Raw genomic sequence first — 20732 nt, 5'->3', positions numbered from 1 at the left:
CCGTGGAACGCCGCACCACCGAACCTCGCCCCGGCTGGCAGCAGACCGTCGAGGAACAGGGGCTGATCTACCCCCTGACCCGCTACCCCGACGACTCCCTGCGCCCCTACTGGGACGAGAGCGCCTACTACGTCTTCTCCCTGCCGGAGGTCGAGGCGCTGGAGGAGGTCGTCGAGGAACTGCACCGCATGTGCCTGGCGGCCGCCGCACACATCGTCGCCGCGGACCGCTTCGGCGACCTGGGCATCACCGACCCGCGCGTCGTCCGCGCGGTCACCGAGGCCTGGCACCGCCGCGCCGAACTCCCCTCCGTCTACGCCCGCTTCGACCTGCGCTACGACGGCACGGGGCCCGCCAAGCTCCTGGAGTACAACGCGGACACCCCGACCTCCCTCGTCGAGGCCGCGTCCCCGCAGTGGTTCTGGATGGAGGACCGCTTCCCCGGCGCCGACCAGTGGAACAGCCTCCACGAGCGCCTCGTCGGGGCCTGGAAGAAGCAGGCCGCGCTCCTCCCGCCCGGCAGCCCCCTGTACTTCGCGCACTCCTCGGACGACGAACTCGGCGAGGACCTCATGACCGTCGCCTACCTCAAGGAGACCGCCGAGCAGGCGGGCCTGGAGACCGACTGGATCTCCATGGAGGAGATCGGCTGGGACCGCCTCTCCGGCCGCTTCGTCGACAACAGGCTCCGCTTCATCCGCAGCCTCTTCAAGCTCTACCCCTGGGAGTGGCTCACCACCGACCGCTTCGCCGGCCACGTCCTGGACACCCTCGACAACGGCGGCGGCACCGGCACCACCCTGTGGATCGAGCCCGCCTGGAAGATGCTGCTCAGCAACAAGGCCCTGCTGGCCATCCTCTGGGAGCTGTACCCGGACCACCCGAACCTCCTCCCCGCCTTCCTGGACGGCCCGCGCGACCTGGCCGGCACCACGGGCTGGGTCGCCAAGCCCCTCCTGGGCCGCGAGGGCGCGGGCGTCACGATCCACGAGCCGGGCACCGACCCCGCCCCGCGCCCCGAACCGTGCTGCTACCAGGAACTGGCCCCCCTGCCTACCTTCGACGGCAACCACGTGGTCCTGGGCGCCTGGGTCGTGGAGGACGAGTCGGCGGGCCTGGGCATCAGGGAGTCGAGCGGCCTGGTCACGGACGAGTACGCCCGCTTCCTGCCTCACGTGATCTTGTGACCGGCCCGCTCCCGCATCCCGGACACCCACCGCACCCGCGGAGCACAGCCGGTAATCTGGGCCCCGGGCCGTGACTGGCGCGCAGGGATGGGACGAACCATCGGGGAGCGGCCCGCGAGGAACACGTGCCGTGCGCCTGGGCCATCCGTACCGTGAACGCTGACCACAACGTCCGGAGGTCCCCATGTCCGCCGAGCAGCCGCTCACCCCCGAGTCCACCGCCTACCGAGCCGCGCTCGACGTCATCCGCGCCGTGGAGCCCGGCGTCGCCGACGCCATCGGCCAGGAGGTCGCCGACCAGCGCGAGATGCTCAAGCTGATCGCCTCCGAGAACTACGCCTCCCCGGCGACGCTCCTGGCGATGGGCAACTGGTTCAGCGACAAGTACGCCGAGGGCACCATCGGCCGCCGCTTCTACGCCGGCTGCCGCAACGTCGACACCGTCGAGTCCCTGGCCGCAGAGCACGCGAAGGAACTCTTCGGCGCCCGCCACGCCTACGTCCAGCCGCACTCCGGCATCGACGCCAACCTGGTCGCCTTCTGGGCCGTCCTCGGCGCCCGCGTCGAGGTGCCCTTCCTGGAGAAGACCGGCGCCCGCCAGGTCAACGACCTCACCGACGCCGACTGGGCCGAGCTGCGCCAGGCCTTCGGCAACCAGCGGATGCTCGGCATGTCCCTGGACGCCGGCGGCCACCTCACCCACGGCTTCCGCCCGAACATCTCCGGCAAGATGTTCGACCAGCGCTCCTACGGCACCGACCCGGCCACCGGCCTCATCGACTACGACGCCCTGCGCGCCACGGCCCGCGAGTTCAAGCCGCTGATCATCGTCGCGGGCTACTCCGCCTACCCCCGGCTGGTGAACTTCCGGATCATGCGCGAGATCGCCGACGAGGTCGGCGCGACCCTCATGGTCGACATGGCGCACTTCGCCGGCCTGGTCGCGGGCAAGGTGCTCACCGGCGACTTCGACCCGGTCCCGCACGCCCAGATCGTGACGACGACCACGCACAAGTCGCTGCGCGGCCCGCGCGGCGGCATGGTCCTGTGCGACGACTCGCTCAAGGACCAGGTCGACCGCGGCTGCCCGATGGTCCTCGGCGGCCCGCTCCCGCACGTCATGGCCGCCAAGGCCGTCGCCCTCGCCGAGGCCCGGCAGCCCGCCTTCCAGGACTACGCCCAGCGCATCGTCGACAACGCCTGCGCGCTCGCCGAGGGGCTGACCAAGCGCGGCGCCACCCTGGTCACCGGCGGCACGGACAACCACCTGAACCTGATCGACGTGGCCTCCTCCTACGGCCTCACCGGCCGCCAGGCCGAGGCCGCGCTCCTCGACTCCGGCATCGTCACCAACCGCAACGCCATCCCCGCCGACCCGAACGGCGCCTGGTACACCTCCGGCATCCGCATCGGCACCCCGGCGCTGACCACGCGCGGCCTCGGCACGGCGGAGATGGACGAGGTCGCGGGCCTGATCGACCGCGTCCTCACCACCACCGAGCCCGGCACCACCAAGTCCGGCGCCCCGTCCAAGGCCTCCCACGTCCTCGACGCGAAGGTCGCCGACGAGATCGCGCAGCGCGCGACCGACCTGGTGGCCGGCTTCCCGCTGTACCCGGAGATCGACCTCGGCTGACCCCAGCGGTGTCCCCGGCGGGCGCCCCTAGAGGTCGATCAGCTCCTGACGCGGCTCCCCGCGCGGCGGTCCGGCACGGTACCGGTCCGCCGCGCGGCGTATCAGCAGCGTCCCCGCGACGCCCGCCCCGAGCCCGGCGGCCGCGGCCCACCACACCCCGTACCGCCCGCCGTCGTCCCCTCCGGCGCCGGTCCCGTCCGCCGCGAGGAAGCCCTCGCCGGTCAGCCGCTCGTAGGTGTCCCGCGGCACCCGGTGCCAGCGGATGTCGTCGTCCGTCAGGTCCGGCGCCGGGTCCGTGCGCACCCACGGGGTGCCGTCCTCCGCCACGAACAGCTGGTCCTGACGCAGCATCGCCACGTCCCCGCCCGGCGCCCGCTGCGTCTGCGGCCAGCCCCCGACGCCGGTCAGCCCCCACAGCACCGGGGGCCGCCGGCCCTCCGTCCAGGCCTCCGGGACCCGCTCCGTGCCCGTGAAACCCGGGTCGAGCAGGCTCCGGAGCCGGTCGAAGTCGTCCTGGCCCGCGTGCCAGGACGCGGTGCGCCCGTCACCCGCCCACACGACCACGGCCACGTCCGGCTCATCGACGGCCTGAGCACCGTCCGCCGCGACGCCCACCGTCGGGCCCGCCCACCACAGCGCCGCGGCCGCCGCCACCGCACACACCCACCGTCTCCCCACAGGGCCCCCTCCCACCCGCTCCCGCCCTTGTTACACCGCCGGGCACGGAATGGAGCCCCCCTGTACCGAACCAGTGCCCGATCGCCCCGCGAAGCCTGAGAGAATGGTGAACATGGCCAACGATCGTCCCCGCGTGCTCTCCGGTATCCAGCCGACCTCCGGCTCGTTCCACCTCGGCAACTACCTCGGCGCCGTCCGCCAGTGGGTCGACATGCAGAACACCCACGACGCGTTCTACATGGTCGTCGACCTGCACGCGATCACGGTCCCGCAGGACCCGAAGGAGCTGCGCCAGAACACCCGCGTCGCCGTCGCCCAGCTCCTCGCGGCCGGTCTCGACCCGGACCACTGCACCCTGTTCGTGCAGAGCCACGTCCCCGAGCACGCCCAGCTCGGCTGGCTGATGAACTGCATCACCGGCTTCGGCGAGGCGTCCCGGATGACGCAGTTCAAGGACAAGTCCGCCAAGCAGGGCAACGACCGCACCACCGTCGGCCTGTTCACGTACCCGATGCTGATGGTCGCCGACATCCTGCTCTACCAGGCCGACCAGGTCCCCGTCGGCGAGGACCAGCGCCAGCACCTGGAGCTGACCCGCGACCTCGCGGACCGCTTCAACCAGACCTACGGCGACGCCTTCACCGTCCCGAGCGCCTACATCCTCAAGGAGACGGCGAAGATCTACGACCTTCAGGACCCGACCGCCAAGATGAGCAAGTCGGCGGCCACCCCGAAGGGCCTGATCAACCTCCTCGACGAGCCGAAGGCCACCGCGAAGAAGGTGAAGAGCGCGGTCACGGACACCGACACCGTGGTCCGCTTCGACCGCGAGCACAAGCCCGGCGTCAGCAACCTGCTGACGATCTACTCCACCCTCACCGGCGCCGAGATCGCGGAGCTGGAGCAGAAGTACGAGGGCAAGGGCTACGGCGCGCTGAAGACGGACCTCGCCGACGTCGTCGTGGAGTTCGTCACCCCCTTCCGGGAGCGCACCCAGCAGTACCTGGACGACCCGGAGACGCTCGACGCGATCCTCGCCAAGGGCGCGGAGAAGGCCAGGACCGTCGCCGCGGAGACCCTCGCCCGGGCGTACGACATGGTGGGTTTCCTGCCCGCCAAGCACTGACCCGGCGCACCGCCCACGACCTCGCCCGGGACACCGGACCGGGCACCGTCCGTGCGCCCCGGCATGCCGCCGTAGCGCTGCACATCACTCCGGTTGCGCCTGCCCACGGCACGGCGGTGGCCGTACAGTCGATATCCGGGTGTCCGACCGAAGGACACACGACGACAGGAGACGAAGTGGGGACCGTAACGATCGGCGTGTCGATCGCGGTCCCGGAGCCTCACGGCAGCAAGCTCCAGCAGCTGCGCGCGGGCTTCGGCGACGCCGCTGCTCACGGCATCCCCACGCACGTCACCCTGCTGCCGCCGACCGAGGTCGACGGCGCCGCGCTGCCCGCGGTCGAGGCGCATCTGGCGGAGGTGGCGGCGCGCGGCCGGCCCTTCCCGATGCGGCTGTCCGGCACCGGGACCTTCCGCCCGCTCTCGCCCGTCGTCTTCGTCCAGGTGGTCGAGGGCGCGGCGGCCTGCTCCTGGCTGCAGAAGCGGGTGCGCGACGCGTCCGGCCCGGTCCCACGCGAACTGCAGTTCCCGTACCACCCGCACGTCACCGTGGCGCACGGCATCGACGAGGCGGCGATGGACCGCGCCTACGCGGAGCTGTCCGACTACGAGGCCCAGTGGCCCTGCACCGGCTTCGCGCTGTACGAGCAGGGCCCCGACGCGGTGTGGCGCAAGCTGCGCGAGTTCCCCTTCGGCAGCGCCACGGTGCCCCCGCAGGCCGGACGCGTGGAGACCGGCTCCCTGCCGACGCGGTAGCCGCGCCCTACATCGGCAGCCGCCGGAACACCGTCACATCGGCAGCCGCCGGAACACCGTCACATCGGCAGCCGCCGGAACACCGTCCGCGGCAGGTGCCGCACCGCCGACATCACCACCCGCAGCGCACCCGGCACCCACACCGTCTCCGAGCGCCGCCGCAGCCCCAGCTCGATCGCCGTGGCGACCGCTTCGGGCGTCGTGGCGAGCGGCGCCTCCTCCATCCCCTCGGTCATCCGCGACCGCACGAACCCGGGACGTACGACCATCACGTGCACGCCCGTGCCGTGCAGCGCGTCGCCCAGGCCCTGCGCGAAGGCGTCCAGGCCCGCCTTGCTGGAGCCGTAGATGAAGTTGGCGCGGCGGGCCCGCTCCCCGGCGACGGAGGAGAGCACCACCAGCGAGCCGTGCCCCTGCGCCTGCAGGGCACGGGCGGCGACCAGCCCGGCGGAGACCGCGCCGGTGTAGTTGGTCTGCGCGACCCGTACGGCGTTCAGCGGCTCGCGCTCGTCGTGCGCCTGGTCGCCCAGGATGCCGAAGGCCAGCAGCACCAGGTCGATGTCGCCCTCGGCGAACACCTTGCCGAGCGCCGCCTCGTGGGACTCGGGGTCCAGCGCGTCGAAGGCGACCGTGCGCACCTCGGCGCCGAGGCCGCGCAGCTGCCCGGCGGCCGCCTCCAGGGCGGGGGAGGGGCGCCCGGCCAGCCACACCGTGCGGGTGCGGCGGGCCACCAGACGGCGCACGGTGGCGAGCGCGATCTCGGACGTACCGCCGAGGACGAGGAGGGACTGGGGGAGGCCGAAGGCGTCCTTCACGACTGCTCCAGACATGTCAGGGGTGTCAGAGGGCGAGGCGGCGGGCCAGGTCGGAGACGAACACCCCGCGCGGGTCCAGCTCCGCGCGCAGGGCGCGGAAGTCGTCCAGGCGGGGGTACATCGCGGTGAGCAGTTCCGGGCGCAGCCGGGAGTCCTTGGCGAGGTAGACCCGGCCGCCGGCGTCCGCGACCTCCTCGTCCAGCTCGTCCAGGAACGCGCCGAGGCCGGGCAGGCCCGCCGGGATGTCCAGCGCGAGGGTCCAGCCCGGGACGGGGAAGGAGAGCCAGCCCGGGTCGGCCTCGCCGAAGCGCTTGAGGACGGCGAGGAAGGAGGGGCAGCGGCGGGCGGAGATGCGGCGCACGATCCGGCGCAGGGCCTCCTCCCGGCCGTGTCCGACGACGAACTGGTACTGCACGAAGCCCCCGCGGCCGTAGACCCGGTTCCAGTGCGGGACGCCGTCCAGGGGGTGGAAGAAGGTGGAGATCCGCTGGAGCCGGCCCCGGCTCACCCGGGGGGCCTTGCGGTACCAGACCTCGTTGAACAGGCCCACCGTCGTCCGGCTGAGCAGTCCGCCCGGCAGGAAGTCGGGGGTCGCGGGGAGGCGGGAGGTGCGGAAGGCCAGCGGCTCGCGCCGCGCGCGCGAGCGGGCGGGCAGCGCGTCCAGCGGGGCGTGGTCGCCGCGGGTGAGCACCGCGCGGCCGGTCGCCCGGCCGCGCGCGAGGAGGTCGATCCAGGCGACCGAGTAGCGGTAGCGGTGGTCGGTGGCGGTCAGACGGGCCATCAGGTCGTCCAGGTCGCCGGCCCGCTCGGTGTCCACCGACATCAGCGCCGTCTCGACCGGCTGGAGCCGCAGCGTCGCGGTGAGGATCACGCCGGTCAGCCCCATGCCGCCCGCGGTCGCGTCGAACAGGGGCGTGCCCGGGGCCACGGTGCGGACCCGGCTGTCCGCGGTGAGCAGCTCCAGGGAGAGCACGTGGCGCGAGAAGGACCCCGAGACGTGGTGGTTCTTGCCGTGGATGTCCGCGCCGATCGCCCCGCCGACCGTCACGTAGCGGGTGCCGGGCGTCACCGGCACGAACCAGCCGAGCGGCAGCAGGACCTGCATCAGCCGGTGCAGCGAGACGCCCGCGTCGCACAGCACGGTGCCGCCGGCGACGTCGACGGCGTGCACGCGGTCCAGGGCCGTCATGTCGAGGACGGCACCCCCCGCGTTCTGCGCCGCGTCCCCGTACGCCCGTCCCAGCCCCCGCGCGATGCCGCCGCGCACCCCGCAGTCCCGGACGGCGACGGCTGCCTCCTCGTACGTCCGCGGACGGACGACGAGCGCCCCGGTGGGCGCCGTACGGCCCCAGCCGGTGACGGTGTCCCAGTCGGCGTCGGGGTGGCGGGCGCCGGGGTCCCGGTCGGTGTCGGGCACGGTGTCGGCAGACATGGCGGTGACCGTATCGCCCCTATGTGAATGATTAGTTCCAAAACATTCAGGCCGTCCCTGAAACGGGTGATTAATGGTATGTCGCTCCGGCGTGCCCGACTTCCCGTGCCGCGGGCGTGGACAGTGAGTCCACATGGACGACCTCGACGACATGGACCACCGGATCGTCACCGCGCTCAGGGCCTGCGGCACCGACCCGCGCGTCGCGGGCGCGGCGCGCGCCCTGTCCTGGGCCGGGGAGCACGGGGCGCTGTGGCTCGCGGCGGGCCTCGCCGCGGCCGCCGTCGACGCACCCCGGCGCACGGCCTGGCTGCGCGGCACCGCGCTCACCGCCGGCGCCCACGTCGTCAGCATGGGCGTGAAGCGCGTCGTGCGCCGCCCCCGCCCCGCGCACGTCGAACCCCTGGTGCGCACCGCGGGCCGGCACTCCTTCCCCAGCTCGCACGCCACCTCGGCCGCCGCGGCCGCCGTCGTCTTCGGGGCGCTCGGGGTGCGGGCCGCCTGGCCGCTCGCCGCCGCCGTGTGCGCCTCCCGGCTGGTCGTCGGCGTCCACTACCCCTCCGACATCGCGGCGGGCGCCGCCCTGGGCGCGCTCACCGCCCGCCTCGGCGCCGACTGGATGCGCGGAGGCACCCGTGACTGACACGGCCGTCACCGACGGCGCCGTCCTGCACCAACGCGCCCCGGAACAGGAGCAGGAGCCCGCACCGCCCCGCGCGACAGGCGTCCTCGCCGGGCTGCTGCGCACCGCGCGCCCCCGGCAGTGGATCAAGAACGTCCTGGTCGTCGCCGCCCCGGCCGCCGCCGGCGAGCTGTTCTCCGTCCACGCCCTCGGCCGGCTCGCGCTCGTCTTCGTCCTGTTCACCGCCTGCGCCGCCGCCGTCTACCTCGTCAACGACGCCCGCGACGCCGAGGCCGACCGCGCCCACCCCGTCAAACGGCACCGCCCGGTCGCCGCCGGACAGGTCCCGGTGCCGCTCGCCCACGCCGTCGGCGGAGTCCTGGGCGTCCTCGCGCCCGTCGCCGCGGCCTGGCTGTGCCCCCCGCCCGTCGCGGCCCTGCTGACCGCCTACCTGGTGATGCAACTGGCGTACTGCGTCAGCCTCAAGCACGTCCTGGTCGTCGACCTCGCCGTCGTCACCACCGGTTTCCTGATGCGGGCGATGATCGGCGGACTCGCGCTCGGCATCCCGCTGTCGCGCTGGTTCCTCATCACGACCGGTTTCGGCGCCCTTTTCATGGTCGCCGCCAAGCGCTACTCCGAAGCCGTCCAGATGGCCGGGAAGGAGGGCGCCACGCGCGCGCTGCTCACCGAGTACACCACCGGCTACCTGCGCTTCGTCTGGCAGCTCGCCGCCGGTGTCGCCGTCCTCGGCTACTGCCTGTGGGCCATGGAGGAGGGCGGCGTCCCGCACACCAGCGTGCTGCCCTGGCGCCAGCTGTCCATGGTCGCCTTCGTCCTCGCCGTCCTGCGCTACGCGGTCTTCGCCGACCGCGGCACCGCCGGCGAACCCGAGGACGTCGTCCTGCGCGACCGCGCCCTCGCGCTGATCGGCGTGGTCTGGCTCGCGATGTACGGGCTGGCGGTGGCCAATTGGTAGCCGACCGGCGCGAACTGCTGGGCTTCGCCTCGGCCGGGCTGCTCGCCTACGCCGTCGACCTCGGCCTCTTCACCTGCCTGCGCGGCCCGGCCGGACTCGACCCGCTCACCGCCAAGACCCTCTCCTTCGTCGCCGGGTGCTCGGTCGCCTACGCGGGCAACGCGCTGGGCACCTACCGCCACGTCCGCCGCCCCCGGGGCCTGCGGCCCTGCGTCGTGTTCTTCGCCGTGAACGCCGCCGGCGCCGCCGTACAGCTGCTCTGCCTGGCCGTCAGCCACTACGGCCTCGGCCTCACCTCGCAGCGGGCCGACACGGTCTCCGGTGCCGGGGTCGGCATGATCCTGGGCACGATCCTGCGCTTCTGGGGCACAAGAACACTGGTCTTCCGGTCCGGGACCGGAGCCGGTGACCACACCGGCGGCGGATCCGGTGGCCGGACGAGATCATGGAACGGGACGAGCGGGGGCAGGGTCGGATCATGGACTGGCTGAAGAAGCTCCCCGTCGTGGGGCCCTGGATCGCGCGCCTGATGACCACGCACGCCTGGCGCTCGTACGAGCGGCTCGACCGGGTGAAGTGGTCCCGGCTCGCCGCCGCCATGACCTTCACCAGCTTCGTCGCGCTCTTCCCGCTGCTCAGCCTCGCCGCCGCCGTCGCCGCCGCCACGCTCAACAAGAAGCAGCAAAACAAGCTCCAGGACAAGCTCGCCGAGCAGATCCCCGGCATCTCCGACCAGCTGAACATCCAGGGCCTCGTCGACAACGCCGGCACCGTCGGCGTCATCGCCGCCCTCCTGCTGCTGTTCACCGGCATGGGCTGGGTCGAGGCCACCCGGGGCTGTCTGCGCGCCGTGTGGGAGGTGCCCGACGAGGAGGAGAACCCGATCCTGCACCGGGCCAAGGACGCGGGCGTCCTCGTCGGCCTCGGCGGCGCGCTGCTGGTCACCGTCGGCATCTCCACCGTCGCCTCGGCGCTGGTCGGCTGGATCATCCGCACGGCCGGACTCGCCGAGGGCGGTGTCGGCGGCGTCCTGCTCTACGTCGCCGCCTTCGCCGTCGCCGTCCTCGCCGACTTCCTCCTGCTGCTGTACGTCCTGACCCTGCTCCCCGGCGTCCAGCCCGAACGCCGCCGCCTGGTGGTGGCCGCACTGATCGGCGCGGTCGGCTTCGAGCTGCTCAAGCTGCTGCTCAGCGGCTACATCCAGGGCGTCGCCGCGAAGAGCATGTACGGCGCCTTCGGCGTCCCCGTCGCCCTGCTGCTGTGGATCAACTTCACCGCCAAGCTGGTGCTGTTCTGCGCCTCCTGGACGGCGACGGGCAGCAAGGAGCAGGAGGTGGGCGACGAGGGCGCCGGGGACGACGGAGCCGGGGGCGACCCGGACGTCAAGGACGGGTCCGGCGGCGGACCAGGTCCGGCAACGGCCACTTCCGGTTGATCAGGAACGCGCCGCCCGCGAGCAGCACCAGCACCCCGGCGGTGATGCCGGCGGCGATCCCGACCCCGCCGGCGCCGCCCGCGGCCGGGGCGCCCGCCACCGGCTTCGTGCCTCCCGCGCCCTTGCCGGTGCCGCCGGCCTCACCGGAGGCCTCGGCCGAGGGGCTCGCCTGAGCGGCGCTCCTCGGTCCCACCAGCTGCCCCACCGGCCGCGCCTTGCCGGCCGCCGCGAACCCCCAGTCGAACAGGCGGGCGGTCTCCTTGTAGACCTCGTTGTGCTCGTCCTTCGCCGGGTTCATCACGGTGACGAGCAGCACCCGGCCGTCGCGCTCGGCGACGCCCGTGAAGGTGGCGCCCGCGTTGGTGGTGTTGCCGTTCTTCACGCCCGCGATGCCCGGGTAGACCTCCACGTCGTAGTCGCCGGCCAGGAGCCGGTTGGTGTTCTGGATCTCGAAGGGCTTGCGGGACGTCTTGCCCTTCTTGTCCTTCTTCGTCTCGCCCGGGAACTTCGCCCGGACGGTCGAGGCGTACTCGCGGAAGTCCTTCTTCTGCAGCCCCGAACGGGCGAACAGCGTCAGGTCGTACGCGGAGGACACCTGCCCCGGCATGTCGTAGCCGTCGGGGCTGACCGCGGTGGTGTCGAGGGCCTGCAGTTCCTCGGCGTGCGCGTTCATGTCCGCGACGGTCTTCTCGACGCCGCCGTTCATGGCGGACAGCACGTGCACCGCGTCGTTGCCGGAGCGCAGGAAGACCCCGAGCCACAGGTCGTGGACGGTGTAGGTCTCCTCCTCCTTGACACCGACCATGCTGGACCCGGAGCCGATGCCCGCGAGGTCCGAGACCTCGACCTTGCGCTTCGTGGTCTTCGGCCACTTCGGCAGCAGCGTGTCCGCGAACAGCATCTTCAGGGTGCTCGCCGGAGCCAGCCGCCAGTGCGCGTTGTGCGCGGCCAGCACGTCGCCCGACTCGGCGTCCGCCACGATCCACGAACGGGCCGTGAGGTCCTTCGGCAGCACCGGCGCCCCGCCCGCCAGGTCCACCTGCGTCCCGGGCTTCCCGAGCCTTGCGCCGCCCACGATCGACGTCGACGCCGGGGGAGTGGCCGACGGGCTGGCCGACGGACTGGGTGCGGCGAGCGCGGCGGGGGAGAGGAGGGCGAGAGCGGTCAGGGCGGCGGAGGTGACCGTCAGGGATCGCCTGAGGGTCTTCTTGGGAGCGGGCACGAGCGGAAACGTACCCCCAGTGATCGCGTCGGTCCCACCCCCCTCCCCACCCCGTGCACGGATCCGGACACGCGGCGGAGATACTGAACCCATGAAGCTCAGCCGCCCCGTCTCCTGGTTCCTGCTCGCTTTCGGGGTGTGGAGCTGGATCATCTGGATCACTTTCGTCAAAAACCTGGTCAAGGACGGCAGCGGGCTCGCCTTCGAGGACGGCGACCCCACGGCGTACTTCTGGGTGCACCTGCTGCTCGCGATCGTCTCCTTCGTATTGGGGACGGTCGTCGGGGTCATCGGGTTGCGCGGGGTGCGCGCACTGCGCCGAACGTCATAGGCGTCGAGGACGGCCCGGACGCCCCGGGCGTCACAACCGAGGGGATACGACGGCATGGTGGTCGTCTTCGTGCTGGTCGCGTTGCTGGTGGTGGGCGTCCTCGTGACGGCCAACCGGTACGTGTGGCGGCGCCTGTTCCGAGACACGACCAGCGCTCCGGGCCCGGTGCGCCGGATCGGCGCGGCGGTGATCGCCGGGGGCTGGCTGCTGGCGGTCGGCGCGCTGGTCGCCGAGCGCGCGGGTGCCCCGTTCTGGCTCCAGCGGGCGCTGGCCTGGCCGGGCTTCCTGTGGCTGGCCCTGTCGATCTACCTGCTGCTCGCGGTGGTCGCGGGCGAGATCGTCCGGCCGCTGCTGCGGCGGTTCCTGGAGCGCCGGGCGGCCGCGCGGCGCACGGAGGGGGCGGAGCCGTCGGTGTCCCAGGCCGAGGACACGAAGCGCATACCGGCCGGAACGGCTCCGCCGAAGGCGCCCGAGACGCCTGAGGCACCCGAGGTGCCGGGCCCCGGCGCCGAGAACGCGTCCGTGAGCCCCCTGGCCGTCCCCTCCCGCCGGCTGTTCGTCTCCCGCGTCGTCGCCGGTGCCGCCGCCGCGGCGGCCGTCGGGACGGTCGGCTACGGCACGTACGGCGTGCTGAGCGGCCCGAAGGTGAAGCGGGTCACCGTGCCGCTGGCCAAGCTCCCGCGCGCGGCGCACGGTTTCCGCATCGCCGTCGTCAGCGACATCCACCTCGGCCCGGTGCTCGGCCGGGGCTTCGCGCAGCAGGTCGTCGACACCATCAACGCCACGCAGCCCGACCTGATCGCCGTCGTCGGCGACCTGGTCGACGGCAGCGTGAAGGACCTCGGCCCGGCCGCCGCCCCGCTGTCCCGGCTGAGGGCACGGCACGGCGCGTACTTCGTCACCGGCAACCACGAGTACTTCTCCGGCGCCGAGCAGTGGGTCGCCGAGGTGCGGCGGCTCGGGCTGCTCCCGCTGGAGAACGCCCGCACCGAGCTGCCCCACTTCGACCTCGCCGGGGTCAACGACGTGGCGGGCGAGGACGAGGGCCAGGGCCCCGACTACGCCAGGGCCCTCGGCGACCGGGACCGCTCCCGCGCATGCGTGCTCCTCGCCCACCAGCCGGTGCAGATCCACGACGCCGTCGACCACGGCGTCGACCTCCAGCTCTCCGGCCACACCCACGGCGGCCAGCTCTGGCCCGGCAACCTCATCGCGGCCGCCGCCAACCCGACGGTGGCGGGCCTGGAGCGCTACGGCGACACCCAGCTGTACGTCAGCCGCGGCGCGGGCGCCTGGGGGCCTCCCACGCGCGTGGGGGCGCCCTCGGACATCACGGTGATCGAGCTGGCGTCCCGTCAGGCCTGATCGCCGGGCTCGCGGGCGGTCTTGCGGGAGGCGGGGTCCGGCAGGGCCTTCGTCATCCCCGGCAGGAAGTCCGTGAACAGCTCGTGCACCTCGCGTACCAGCGGACGCAGCACCCGGAAGCGGGCCAGCACGACGCCCCGCGCGGTGAGCCGGGCGCCGCGTTCGGCGAGGCGGTAGCTGCGCTCGCGGCCCTCGGTGCGGTCGAAGATCCAGTACAGGACCAGGCCCATCTGGGAGAGCCACATCAGCTCGGGCAGGATGTCCCGCAGCTCCTCGGGCACCTTGGTCTTCGCCCCGGCGAGCACCGCGCGGTGGATGCTGATGGCCTCCACGCGCGCGTGCTCCGACTCCGGGGAGAAGGGGCTGAGCGGGCTGTCCGGGTCGGCGGCGTTCTTGAAGAACTGCACCGCGAACTCGTGGTACGGCGTGGCGATGTCCAGCCAGACCTTCAGCACGCCCGCCAGCCGTGCCTCCAGGTCGGTCTCCCTGGCCAGGACCTCGCGGACCGCCGCCTGGTGCTCTGCGGCGATCCGGTCGTAGAAGCCCTGGATCAGGTGTTCCTTGCCGGCGAAGTAGTAGTACGCGTTGCCGACGGAGACCCCGGCCTCCTGGGCGATGGCCCGCATCGTGGTCCGGTCGTAACCCCGTTCCTGGAACAGCCGCATGGCCGTCTCCAGGATCAGCGCGCGGGTCTGCTCGGACTTGCTGAGGTGGGCACCGTCGTCGGGGCCGTCGTTGGTCGCAGGCACGGGTCCAGAGCCTATCCAGTGGTACAGGTGCTGTCGTCACAGCCCGGCCCGGTGTACAGCCACCCCAGGCCGGGCTCGTAGACCCAGCCGTCCGCGCGGCGGTATCCGTTGCCGCCCCACTGCCGCTGCCCGCCCCGCCACTTGGCGGCGGCCAGGACGGCCCCGCGGGCCAGCCAGGCGCCCTTGGGCGTACTGAGCCGGTGGGCGAGCCTGCGGTACCGGCGCAGCGCCCACAGGACGACCACCCAGGCGGCGGCGCCCCGGTAGACCTGCCCGGCGTCGCCCACGGCGGTGACCTCGTCGAGGGTGGCCCCGTGGTCGAGCCCGGGGAAGCGCCTGCGCGCCTCGTCCGAGGCGGCCGGGACCAGCTCCAGCGGCACCAGCCGGGGCTGGTGCAGCAGCCAGTCACGTACGTGGGTGCACAGGGAGCACTCGGCGTCGTAGAGGACGGTGAGCCGGCGCACGGGGGCGCCGGCCGTCGTCCCGGCAGCGGGAGCCATCGGTGTTCAGGCCCCCGCCGTCGGTGCCACCCAGCCCTGCGGCGGGACCGGCGGCACCTGCTCGCGCTCCATCAGCCCGCGCCGCCGGATCTTGTTGAGCACGTACACGTTGCCCAGGTGCATCACGCCGAGCACCAGCAGCACCACGCCGAGCTTGGTCGACAGCGCCTCGAAGATGCCCCGGGTGTCGGTGATGGTCTCGTCGTCGCTCAGGTAGAGGGCGACGAAGCCGAGATTGACGAGGTAGAAGCCGACCACCAGGAGGTGGTTGACGGCGTCCGCGAGCTTCTCGTTGCCGTGCAGGACGTCGGCGAGGAACACCCGTCCGTTGCGGCTGAGCGTGCGGGCCACCCAGACGGTCAGACCGATGCTGACGGCCAGGTAGATGACGTAGGCGATGACGGTGCGGTCCATGCCCCACCCCTTCTTGAACGCGTTCAAAACGCTGACAGGGCTGACTGTAGACCTGTTTTTGAACGCGTTCAAGCCTGATCCGCGGGCGCGGGCGGCTCAGGGGCGGCGGCCCAGTTCCGGGCGCTTGGAGTAGTCCGTGAGGCCGATGACGTTGCCCCACGGGTCGGCGAACTCGACGGTCCAGCCGGTGGCCACGGGGAACGGCTCGTCCAGCGGCGGCACCCCCGCCTCGCGCAGCGCGCGGGCCGCCTCCCGGGCGTCGGTCACCTCCAGCCACACCCGCGCGGAGGGCCACATCGGCGGCTGGCGCCCGAACTCCTCCTCCACGCGCAGCAGGAGCCCCGGCGTCTCGACGCCCACCTTCAGCAGTGCGATCCCGGCTTCGTCGAGCCGGTAGGCGACCGGGAAGCCGGCCCGCTCGTAGAACCCGACGGCCTCGGCGAGGTCCCCGACGGGCAGCAGTACGTTGTCGAACCCGAGCAGTTCGTACGACTCGTCATCTGACATGGCGTCAGGTTAGGACGATCGTCGCCCGGAACGGCTGATTGTCAGCCCTCGTCGGGCGCGGGCTTCGGCCGTCCGGCGGCAAGGATCTCGGCGACGTCCAGCGTGACCTCGGCACCGAGGGAGTCGGGGAGGGTGACGGTCTCACCGGGGGAGTGGACGCGGTGGGTGGAGTAGTCGGCGCAGTCGGGGTCGGTGAGGACGTGCAGGCGCTGGTGCTTGCGGTCGACGATCACGTAGACGGGGACCATGGCGGCGGCGTAGGCGGTGACCTTGGTCCTCAGGTCGTTCTTCCAGTTGCTGGAGGTGACCTCCAGGACGAGGCGGAAGCAGACCGGGTCGTAGCAGTTGTTCTCGACGAGGTGGTCGTCGATGTCGGCGTCCACGATCGCCAGGTCGGGAATCGCGTAGTCCTCGGCGTCCATGGGCAGCCAGAGTCCGATGCCCTGGTGTACTTCGGTCTCGCCATCGTCCAGGCCCGCCGCGATGAACGGGCGCATGAGTTTGGTGAGGGCCCGCGAGTGCGGAACGTCCGGTGGCGGGGTCACGACGAGCTGGCCTCCGATGATCTCGACGCGGTAGCCCGGATTGCGCTCCATGAGGCGGTTCGCCTCCGCGATCAGCGGAAGGTCGCCGTGGGGCAGCTCGACGGATGCTGCGGACATCGCGTGCCTCCTAGGGGCTGGTGTCGAGGCCATCATCGTAGGACGGAGGGTAGCTGTACGGCCCGTTGCCGACGGGTTCACCCGATGGTGTGGCATATGCCAGAGGGCCCCGCTTCCAGGGGAAACGGGGCCCTCACAGCCGTGAACCGGCGTACACCGACGGAGTCAGAAGCGGCGCGTGATCAGCGCTCGCTTCACCTCCGCGATGGCCTTGGTGACCTCGATGCCGCGCGGGCAGGCGTCCGTGCAGTTGAAGGTCGTACGGCAGCGCCACACGCCGTCGCGGTCGTTCAGGATCTCCAGCCGCTGCTCGCCGGCCTCGTCGCGCGAGTCGAAGATGAAGCGGTGGGCGTTGACGATCGCGGCCGGGCCGAAGTACTGGCCGTCGTTCCAGAACACCGGGCACGAGGACGTGCAGGCGGCGCACAGGATGCACTTGGTCGTGTCGTCGAAGCGCTCGCGGTCCTCGGCGGTCTGGAGGCGCTCACGCGTCGGCTCGTTGGTGTCCTTCGTGATCAGGAAGGGCATCACGTCCCGGTACGCCTGGAAGAACGGCTCCATGTCGACGACCAGGTCCTTGAGGACCGTCAGGCCCTTTATGGGCTCGACCGTGATCGGCTTCTCGGGGCCGAGGTCCTTGATCAGCGTCTTGCAGGCGAGGCGGTTCTTGCCGTTGATCCGCATGGCGTCCGAGCCGCAGATGCCGTGCGCGCAGGAACGGCGGAACGTCAGGGTGCCGTCCAGTTCCCACTTGATCTTGTGCAGCGCGTCGAGGACGCGCTCCTTCGGGTCGATCTCCAGCTGGAAGTCTTCCCAGGTCGCCTCGGCCGCGACCTCCGGGTTGAACCGCCGGACGCGGAAGGTGACCGTGATGTAGGGAGAGTCGGCGAAGCCCGGCTCCGGGGCCTTGTCGCTCTTCTCCATGACAGGGGTAGCCATCAGTACTTACGCTCCATCGGCTGGTAGCGGGTCTGGACGACCGGCTTGTAGTCGAGCCGGATGGACTCGGCGCCGTCGTCGCCCACCTCGCGGTACGCCATGGTGTGGCGCATGAAGTTGACGTCGTCGCGGTTGGGGAAGTCCTCGCGGTAGTGACCGCCGCGCGACTCCTTGCGGGCGAGGGCGGAGACCGCCATCACCTCGGCCAGGTCGAGCAGGTTGCCCAGCTCGACGGCCTCCAGCAGGTCGGTGTTGAAGCGCCGGCCCTTGTCCTGGATCGACACGTTCTTGTAGCGGGCGCGCAGCTCGGCGATCTTCTCGACGGCCGTCTTGATCGTCTGCTCGGTGCGGAACACCATGACGTTGGCGTCCATGCACTCCTGCAGCTCGCGGCGGATCGTCGCCACCCGCTCGGTGCCGGTGGACGACCGCAGCCGCTCGATCTGCTCGACGACCAGGGACTCCGGGTCCTCGGGCAGCTCGACGAAGTCCGCCTTCTGCGCGTACTCCGCGGCGGCGATGCCCGCGCGGCGGCCGAAGACGTTGATGTCGAGCAGCGAGTTGGTGCCCAGGCGGTTGGCGCCGTGCACGGACACGCAGGCGACCTCGCCGGCCGCGTACAGGCCGGGGACGACGGTGGTGTTGTCGCTGAGGACCTCACCCTCGACGTTGGTCGGGATGCCGCCCATGGCGTAGTGCGCGGTGGGCTGGATCGGGATCGGGTCCGTGTAGGGCTCGATGCCGAGGTAGGTCCGCGCGAACTCCGTGATGTCGGGCAGCTTGGCGTCCAGCTGCTCCGGCGGGAGGTGGGTGAGGTCCAGGTAGACGTGGTCGCCCTCGGGGCCGCAGCCGCGGCCCTCGCGGATCTCCGTGTAGATGGAGCGCGAGACGACGTCACGCGAGGCGAGGTCCTTCATGACCGGCGCGTACTTCTCCATGAAGCGCTCGCCGTCCTTGTTGCGGAGGATGCCGCCCTCACCGCGGGCGCCCTCCGTCAGCAGGATGCCCATGCGCCAGATGCCGGTCGGGTGGAACTGGAAGAACTCCATGTCCTCCAGCGGCAGCCCGCGCCGGTACACGGCCGCCTGGCCGTCACCGGTGAGCGTGTGCGCGTTGGAGGTCACCTTGAAGAACTTGCCGGTGCCGCCGGAGGCGTAGATCACGGACTTCGCCTGGAAGACGTGGATCTCGCCGGTCGCCAGCTCGTAGGCCACCACGCCGGCCGACTTCTTGACGCCGTCGACCTCGGTGATCAGCTGGTCCAGGACGTAGAACTCGTTGAAGAACTCCACGCCCTCCTTCACGCAGTTCTGGTACAGCGTCTGGAGGATCATGTGACCGGTGCGGTCGGCCGCGTAGCAGGAGCGGCGGACCGGGGCCTCGCCGTGGTTGCGGCTGTGACCGCCGAAGCGGCGCTGGTCGATCGTGCCGTTCGGGGTCCGGTTGAACGGCAGGCCCATCTTCTCCAGGTCGAGGACCGAGTCGATGGCCTCCTTCGCCAGAATCTCGGCGGCGTCCTGGTCGACCAGGTAGTCACCGCCCTTGACCGTGTCGAAGGTGTGCCACTCCCAGTTGTCCTCCTCCACGTTGGCCAGCGCGGCGGCCATGCCGCCCTGCGCGGCACCCGTGTGGGAGCGGGTGGGGTAGAGCTTCGTCAGCACGGCGGTGCGGCTGCGCTTGGTCGACTCGATGGCCGCGCGCATGCCGGCGCCACCGGCGCCGACGATGACGGTGTCGTACTTGTGTACCTTCATGATTTTCGCAGCCCCGTGCCTAGCGGATGTTCGGGTCGAAGGTGAAGATCACCAGCGTGCCCAGCAGGATGGTGAACACCGTGGCGGTGTAGAGCAGGCCCTTGAGCCACAGCCGGGTGTTCGGACGCTCCGCGTAGTCGTTGATGACCGTGCGCAGGCCGTTTCCGCCGTGCAGCATCGCGAGCCAGAGCATCAGGAGGTCCCAGACCTGCCAGAACGGCGAGGCCCAGCGGCCCGCCACGAAGGCGAAGCCGATCTTCGAGACACCGCCGTCGAGCACCAGCTGGAGCAGCAGGTGGCCGATGACCAGGACGACCAGCACGACGCCGGACAGGCGCATGAAGAGCCAGGCGGCCATCTCGAAGTTGCCCCGGGTGGACTTCGGGGTCTTCTTCGTGCGCTGGCGGGGGGCCTCGATGAGCGGCGCCGGGTTGTCGACCGTGTACAGGGAGGCGCCCTCGACGGGGCCGATCCCGGAAGCGGGGGATTCAGTCGTGGACATTGGCGTCAGCTCCCGAACAGTTCACGAGCGGCGTGGCCGAGGACGGGGTAGATCGCCCCGAGCATCAGCACGACCCACAGGGCGACGACGGTCCAGAGCATCTGCTTCTGGTAGCGGGCGCCCTTGATCCAGAAGTCGACGGCGATGACACGCAGGCCGTTGAGCGCGTGGAAGAGGATGGCGGCGACGAGGCCGTACTCCAGCAGCGCGACGATCGGCGTCTTGTACGTGGCCACGACGGTGTCGTAGGCCTCGGGGGACACCCGCACGAGAGCGGTGTCCAGCACGTGAACGAACAGGAAGAAGAAGATGAGGACGCCGGTGACTCGGTGAGCCACCCAGGACCACATTCCTTCCCGGCCGCGGTACAGCGTTCCAGCCGGCACGGAAATTTCCTCCGGGAGCGGGGATTGGGGCCGCGCCGGCTTTCCTTGTCGGTCGGGCCCGGCCGGGTACGGTCCACCGGCCCCCAGCATGGTAGCGACGGTTGCCCGCGGCGCTTACGGGGGGCCTGCCGTTGTGATCAAACTTGCACTCAAAGGAGCAGTGGGGTTCCTGCGCGGCGGCTAAAGGAGTGGGGGTTCGGGGTGATTTGCCGGGTGCGGGCTGTGGGTGGCTGGTCGCGCAGTTCCCCGCGCCCCCAGATGTCGGCACACTCGCCCGTGCGCCAAGCGGCGCAGTTCCTCGGACGCGACCAGGCGTTCCTCTTCCGGATCGTTGGCCAAACGTGACCGGATGCCTGCAAGTACGTGATCCAAGGCCTCGTTCGCCTTCAGATCATCCAGACAGATGACGAACGCGTGTCCGAAGCGGGACTCGTAGGCCGCGGCGGCCGCGCTGAGCGCCGTGTGGGCCGCCGCGTACGTGTCCTCCGGCAGGGCCGGCAGCGCCTCCGCGGCCAGGGCCTCGGTCAGGTCGTCCGGGGAGAGGTCGTACGCCGCCTCGTCCGCTGCCGCCAGGAGGGCGGTGAGGTCCGGATAGGGGCGGTGGGCGACGAGGCGGTGGGCCCAGGCGTGGCTGTTCAGGCAGGCGAGGAGGGTCCGGGCGGCCTCCTCGGCCGGGGCCGTGTTGAAGCGCTCCAGCGGGGTGGCCGTTGCCGGTGTGGCGCGTGTTTGCACCGGT

At 71.7% G+C, this 20732-nt stretch carries 24 protein-coding genes and 1 riboswitch; of the genes, 10 read left to right on the top strand and 14 right to left on the bottom strand.

All coding sequences use genetic code 11. From position 1 onward, the window contains the following. The first annotated feature begins 2 nt into the window (after nt 1–2). Nucleotides 3–1187, top strand: coding sequence for a glutathionylspermidine synthase family protein (locus ABS735_RS32495; RefSeq protein WP_373901556.1), 1185 nt, complete (start codon nt 3–5; stop codon nt 1185–1187). Between the two features lie 60 nt (nt 1188–1247). Beyond that, a riboswitch (ZMP/ZTP riboswitch) is annotated at nt 1248–1336 on the top strand. Nucleotides 1337–1371: 35 nt separating this feature from the next. Continuing rightward, a complete protein-coding gene (locus ABS735_RS32490; protein ID WP_373901557.1) occupies nt 1372–2823 on the top strand; it encodes a glycine hydroxymethyltransferase in 1452 nt (483 codons plus the stop codon). A 27-nt stretch (nt 2824–2850) separates the two neighbouring features. Here the strand turns inward: ABS735_RS32490 and ABS735_RS32485 are convergent, their stop codons facing one another. Further along, nucleotides 2851–3486 (bottom strand): hypothetical protein, encoded by a 636-nt coding sequence (locus ABS735_RS32485; protein WP_373901558.1) that lies wholly within the window; start codon nt 3484–3486, stop codon nt 2851–2853. Between the two features lie 121 nt (nt 3487–3607). On the opposite strand from ABS735_RS32485, the gene trpS reads away from it, so the two are divergent. After that, the gene (gene trpS, locus ABS735_RS32480) at nt 3608–4627 is read left to right on the top strand and encodes a tryptophan--tRNA ligase (RefSeq protein ID WP_373901641.1); all 1020 of its coding nucleotides are present in this window, start codon (nt 3608–3610) and stop codon (nt 4625–4627) included. Nucleotides 4628–4803: 176 nt separating this feature from the next. Further along, complete coding sequence (locus tag ABS735_RS32475; RefSeq protein WP_373901559.1) at nt 4804–5382, top strand: 2'-5' RNA ligase family protein; 579 nt, start codon at nt 4804–4806, stop codon at nt 5380–5382. 59 nt (nt 5383–5441) lie between these two features. Here ABS735_RS32475 and ABS735_RS32470 read toward each other — a convergent pair whose 3' ends face one another. Both ABS735_RS32470 and ABS735_RS32465 read right to left on the bottom strand, forming a co-directional pair. Next, nucleotides 5442–6197 carry a decaprenylphospho-beta-D-erythro-pentofuranosid-2-ulose 2-reductase gene (locus ABS735_RS32470; protein WP_373901642.1) on the bottom strand — a complete coding sequence of 252 codons (756 nt, stop codon included), beginning with the start codon at nt 6195–6197 and terminating at the stop codon, nt 5442–5444. Nucleotides 6198–6222: 25 nt separating this feature from the next. Beyond that, entirely contained in the window at nt 6223–7629 is a 1407-nt protein-coding gene (locus ABS735_RS32465; protein ID WP_373901560.1) for an FAD-binding protein, read from the bottom strand. A gap of 133 nt (nt 7630–7762) precedes the next feature. Between ABS735_RS32465 and ABS735_RS32460 the strand changes: the two genes are divergently transcribed. The 4 genes from ABS735_RS32460 to ABS735_RS32445 are packed head-to-tail and all read left to right on the top strand — an operon-like array spanning nt 7763 to nt 10665. Then, entirely contained in the window at nt 7763–8272 is a 510-nt protein-coding gene (locus ABS735_RS32460) for a phosphatase PAP2 family protein (protein ID WP_373901561.1), read from the top strand. Beyond that, nucleotides 8265–9230: a decaprenyl-phosphate phosphoribosyltransferase gene (locus tag ABS735_RS32455; RefSeq protein ID WP_373901562.1), complete on the top strand. Its 966-nt coding sequence runs from the start codon at nt 8265–8267 to the stop codon at nt 9228–9230. The genes ABS735_RS32460 and ABS735_RS32455 overlap by 8 nt, the downstream gene beginning before the upstream one ends. After that, on the top strand, nt 9191–9721 hold the full coding sequence (locus ABS735_RS32450; protein ID WP_373901643.1) for a GtrA family protein: 531 nt from the start codon (nt 9191–9193) through the stop codon (nt 9719–9721). The genes ABS735_RS32455 and ABS735_RS32450 overlap by 40 nt, the downstream gene beginning before the upstream one ends. Next, on the top strand, nt 9709–10665 hold the full coding sequence (locus tag ABS735_RS32445) for a YihY/virulence factor BrkB family protein (RefSeq protein WP_373901563.1): 957 nt from the start codon (nt 9709–9711) through the stop codon (nt 10663–10665). The genes ABS735_RS32450 and ABS735_RS32445 overlap by 13 nt, the downstream gene beginning before the upstream one ends. Here ABS735_RS32445 and ABS735_RS32440 read toward each other — a convergent pair. Then, nucleotides 10613–11887 carry a D-alanyl-D-alanine carboxypeptidase family protein gene (locus tag ABS735_RS32440; protein ID WP_373901564.1) on the bottom strand — a complete coding sequence of 425 codons (1275 nt, stop codon included), beginning with the start codon at nt 11885–11887 and terminating at the stop codon, nt 10613–10615. The two genes, ABS735_RS32445 and ABS735_RS32440, sit on opposite strands and share 53 nt — an antisense overlap. A 91-nt stretch (nt 11888–11978) precedes the next feature. Here ABS735_RS32440 and ABS735_RS32435 point away from each other — a divergent pair, with 91 nt between their 5' ends. Continuing rightward, nucleotides 11979–12218 carry an SCO4848 family membrane protein gene (locus ABS735_RS32435; protein ID WP_003974124.1) on the top strand — a complete coding sequence of 80 codons (240 nt, stop codon included), beginning with the start codon at nt 11979–11981 and terminating at the stop codon, nt 12216–12218. Nucleotides 12219–12272: 54 nt separating this feature from the next. After that, nucleotides 12273–13583 carry a metallophosphoesterase gene (locus tag ABS735_RS32430; RefSeq protein ID WP_373901565.1) on the top strand — a complete coding sequence of 437 codons (1311 nt, stop codon included), beginning with the start codon at nt 12273–12275 and terminating at the stop codon, nt 13581–13583. Here ABS735_RS32430 and ABS735_RS32425 read toward each other — a convergent pair. From ABS735_RS32425 to ABS735_RS32380, 10 genes are all read right to left on the bottom strand, one after another. Then, a complete protein-coding gene (locus tag ABS735_RS32425; protein ID WP_373901566.1) occupies nt 13574–14332 on the bottom strand; it encodes a TetR/AcrR family transcriptional regulator in 759 nt (252 codons plus the stop codon). The genes ABS735_RS32430 and ABS735_RS32425 overlap by 10 nt on opposite strands. An 11-nt stretch (nt 14333–14343) precedes the next feature. Then, a complete protein-coding gene (locus ABS735_RS32420; RefSeq protein ID WP_373901567.1) occupies nt 14344–14832 on the bottom strand; it encodes a thiol-disulfide oxidoreductase DCC family protein in 489 nt (162 codons plus the stop codon). A gap of 6 nt (nt 14833–14838) precedes the next feature. Beyond that, entirely contained in the window at nt 14839–15246 is a 408-nt protein-coding gene (locus ABS735_RS32415; RefSeq protein ID WP_159323980.1) for a hypothetical protein, read from the bottom strand. A 96-nt stretch (nt 15247–15342) separates the two neighbouring features. Further along, a complete protein-coding gene (locus ABS735_RS32410; protein WP_373901568.1) occupies nt 15343–15753 on the bottom strand; it encodes a VOC family protein in 411 nt (136 codons plus the stop codon). Between the two features lie 41 nt (nt 15754–15794). Next, complete coding sequence (locus ABS735_RS32405; RefSeq protein WP_373901569.1) at nt 15795–16415, bottom strand: Uma2 family endonuclease; 621 nt, start codon at nt 16413–16415, stop codon at nt 15795–15797. 165 nt (nt 16416–16580) lie between these two features. Next, a complete protein-coding gene (locus ABS735_RS32400) occupies nt 16581–17354 on the bottom strand; it encodes a succinate dehydrogenase iron-sulfur subunit (protein WP_373901570.1) in 774 nt (257 codons plus the stop codon). Next, nucleotides 17354–19108 carry a succinate dehydrogenase flavoprotein subunit gene (gene sdhA, locus ABS735_RS32395; RefSeq protein ID WP_153178286.1) on the bottom strand — a complete coding sequence of 585 codons (1755 nt, stop codon included), beginning with the start codon at nt 19106–19108 and terminating at the stop codon, nt 17354–17356. Before sdhA ends, ABS735_RS32400 begins: the two co-directional genes overlap by 1 nt. A gap of 19 nt (nt 19109–19127) precedes the next feature. Continuing rightward, nucleotides 19128–19610: a succinate dehydrogenase hydrophobic membrane anchor subunit gene (locus ABS735_RS32390; RefSeq protein ID WP_373901571.1), complete on the bottom strand. Its 483-nt coding sequence runs from the start codon at nt 19608–19610 to the stop codon at nt 19128–19130. Nucleotides 19611–19615: 5 nt separating this feature from the next. Continuing rightward, on the bottom strand, nt 19616–19996 hold the full coding sequence (sdhC, locus tag ABS735_RS32385) for a succinate dehydrogenase, cytochrome b556 subunit (RefSeq protein ID WP_031107855.1): 381 nt from the start codon (nt 19994–19996) through the stop codon (nt 19616–19618). 180 nt (nt 19997–20176) lie between these two features. After that, the gene (locus ABS735_RS32380; RefSeq protein ID WP_373901572.1) at nt 20177–20728 is read right to left on the bottom strand and encodes a 2-oxo-4-hydroxy-4-carboxy-5-ureidoimidazoline decarboxylase; all 552 of its coding nucleotides are present in this window, start codon (nt 20726–20728) and stop codon (nt 20177–20179) included. Nucleotides 20729–20732 lie beyond the last annotated feature (4 nt).

Source organism: Streptomyces sp. MMCC 100 (assembly GCF_041538145.2).
GTDB lineage: Bacteria > Actinomycetota > Actinomycetes > Streptomycetales > Streptomycetaceae > Streptomyces.
Note: the sequence above shows the minus strand (reverse complement) of the source record. Positions and strands in the feature narration are given on the sequence as shown.

Coding starts and splice junctions, on each gene's coding strand:
- ABS735_RS32490 (WP_373901557.1), top strand. CDS start 1,372: ATGTCCGCCGAGCAGCCGCTCACCCCCGAGTCCACCGCCTACCGAGCC.
- ABS735_RS32465 (WP_373901560.1), bottom strand. CDS start 7,629: ATGTCTGCCGACACCGTGCCCGACACCGACCGGGACCCCGGCGCCCGC.
- ABS735_RS32460 (WP_373901561.1), top strand. CDS start 7,763: ATGGACGACCTCGACGACATGGACCACCGGATCGTCACCGCGCTCAGG.
- ABS735_RS32445 (WP_373901563.1), top strand. CDS start 9,709: ATGGACTGGCTGAAGAAGCTCCCCGTCGTGGGGCCCTGGATCGCGCGC.
- ABS735_RS32435 (WP_003974124.1), top strand. CDS start 11,979: ATGAAGCTCAGCCGCCCCGTCTCCTGGTTCCTGCTCGCTTTCGGGGTG.
- ABS735_RS32430 (WP_373901565.1), top strand. CDS start 12,273: ATGGTGGTCGTCTTCGTGCTGGTCGCGTTGCTGGTGGTGGGCGTCCTC.
- ABS735_RS32420 (WP_373901567.1), bottom strand. CDS start 14,832: ATGGCTCCCGCTGCCGGGACGACGGCCGGCGCCCCCGTGCGCCGGCTC.
- ABS735_RS32415 (WP_159323980.1), bottom strand. CDS start 15,246: ATGGACCGCACCGTCATCGCCTACGTCATCTACCTGGCCGTCAGCATC.
- ABS735_RS32410 (WP_373901568.1), bottom strand. CDS start 15,753: ATGTCAGATGACGAGTCGTACGAACTGCTCGGGTTCGACAACGTACTG.
- ABS735_RS32405 (WP_373901569.1), bottom strand. CDS start 16,415: ATGTCCGCAGCATCCGTCGAGCTGCCCCACGGCGACCTTCCGCTGATC.
- ABS735_RS32400 (WP_373901570.1), bottom strand. CDS start 17,354: ATGGCTACCCCTGTCATGGAGAAGAGCGACAAGGCCCCGGAGCCGGGC.
- sdhA (WP_153178286.1), bottom strand. CDS start 19,108: ATGAAGGTACACAAGTACGACACCGTCATCGTCGGCGCCGGTGGCGCC.
- ABS735_RS32390 (WP_373901571.1), bottom strand. CDS start 19,610: ATGTCCACGACTGAATCCCCCGCTTCCGGGATCGGCCCCGTCGAGGGC.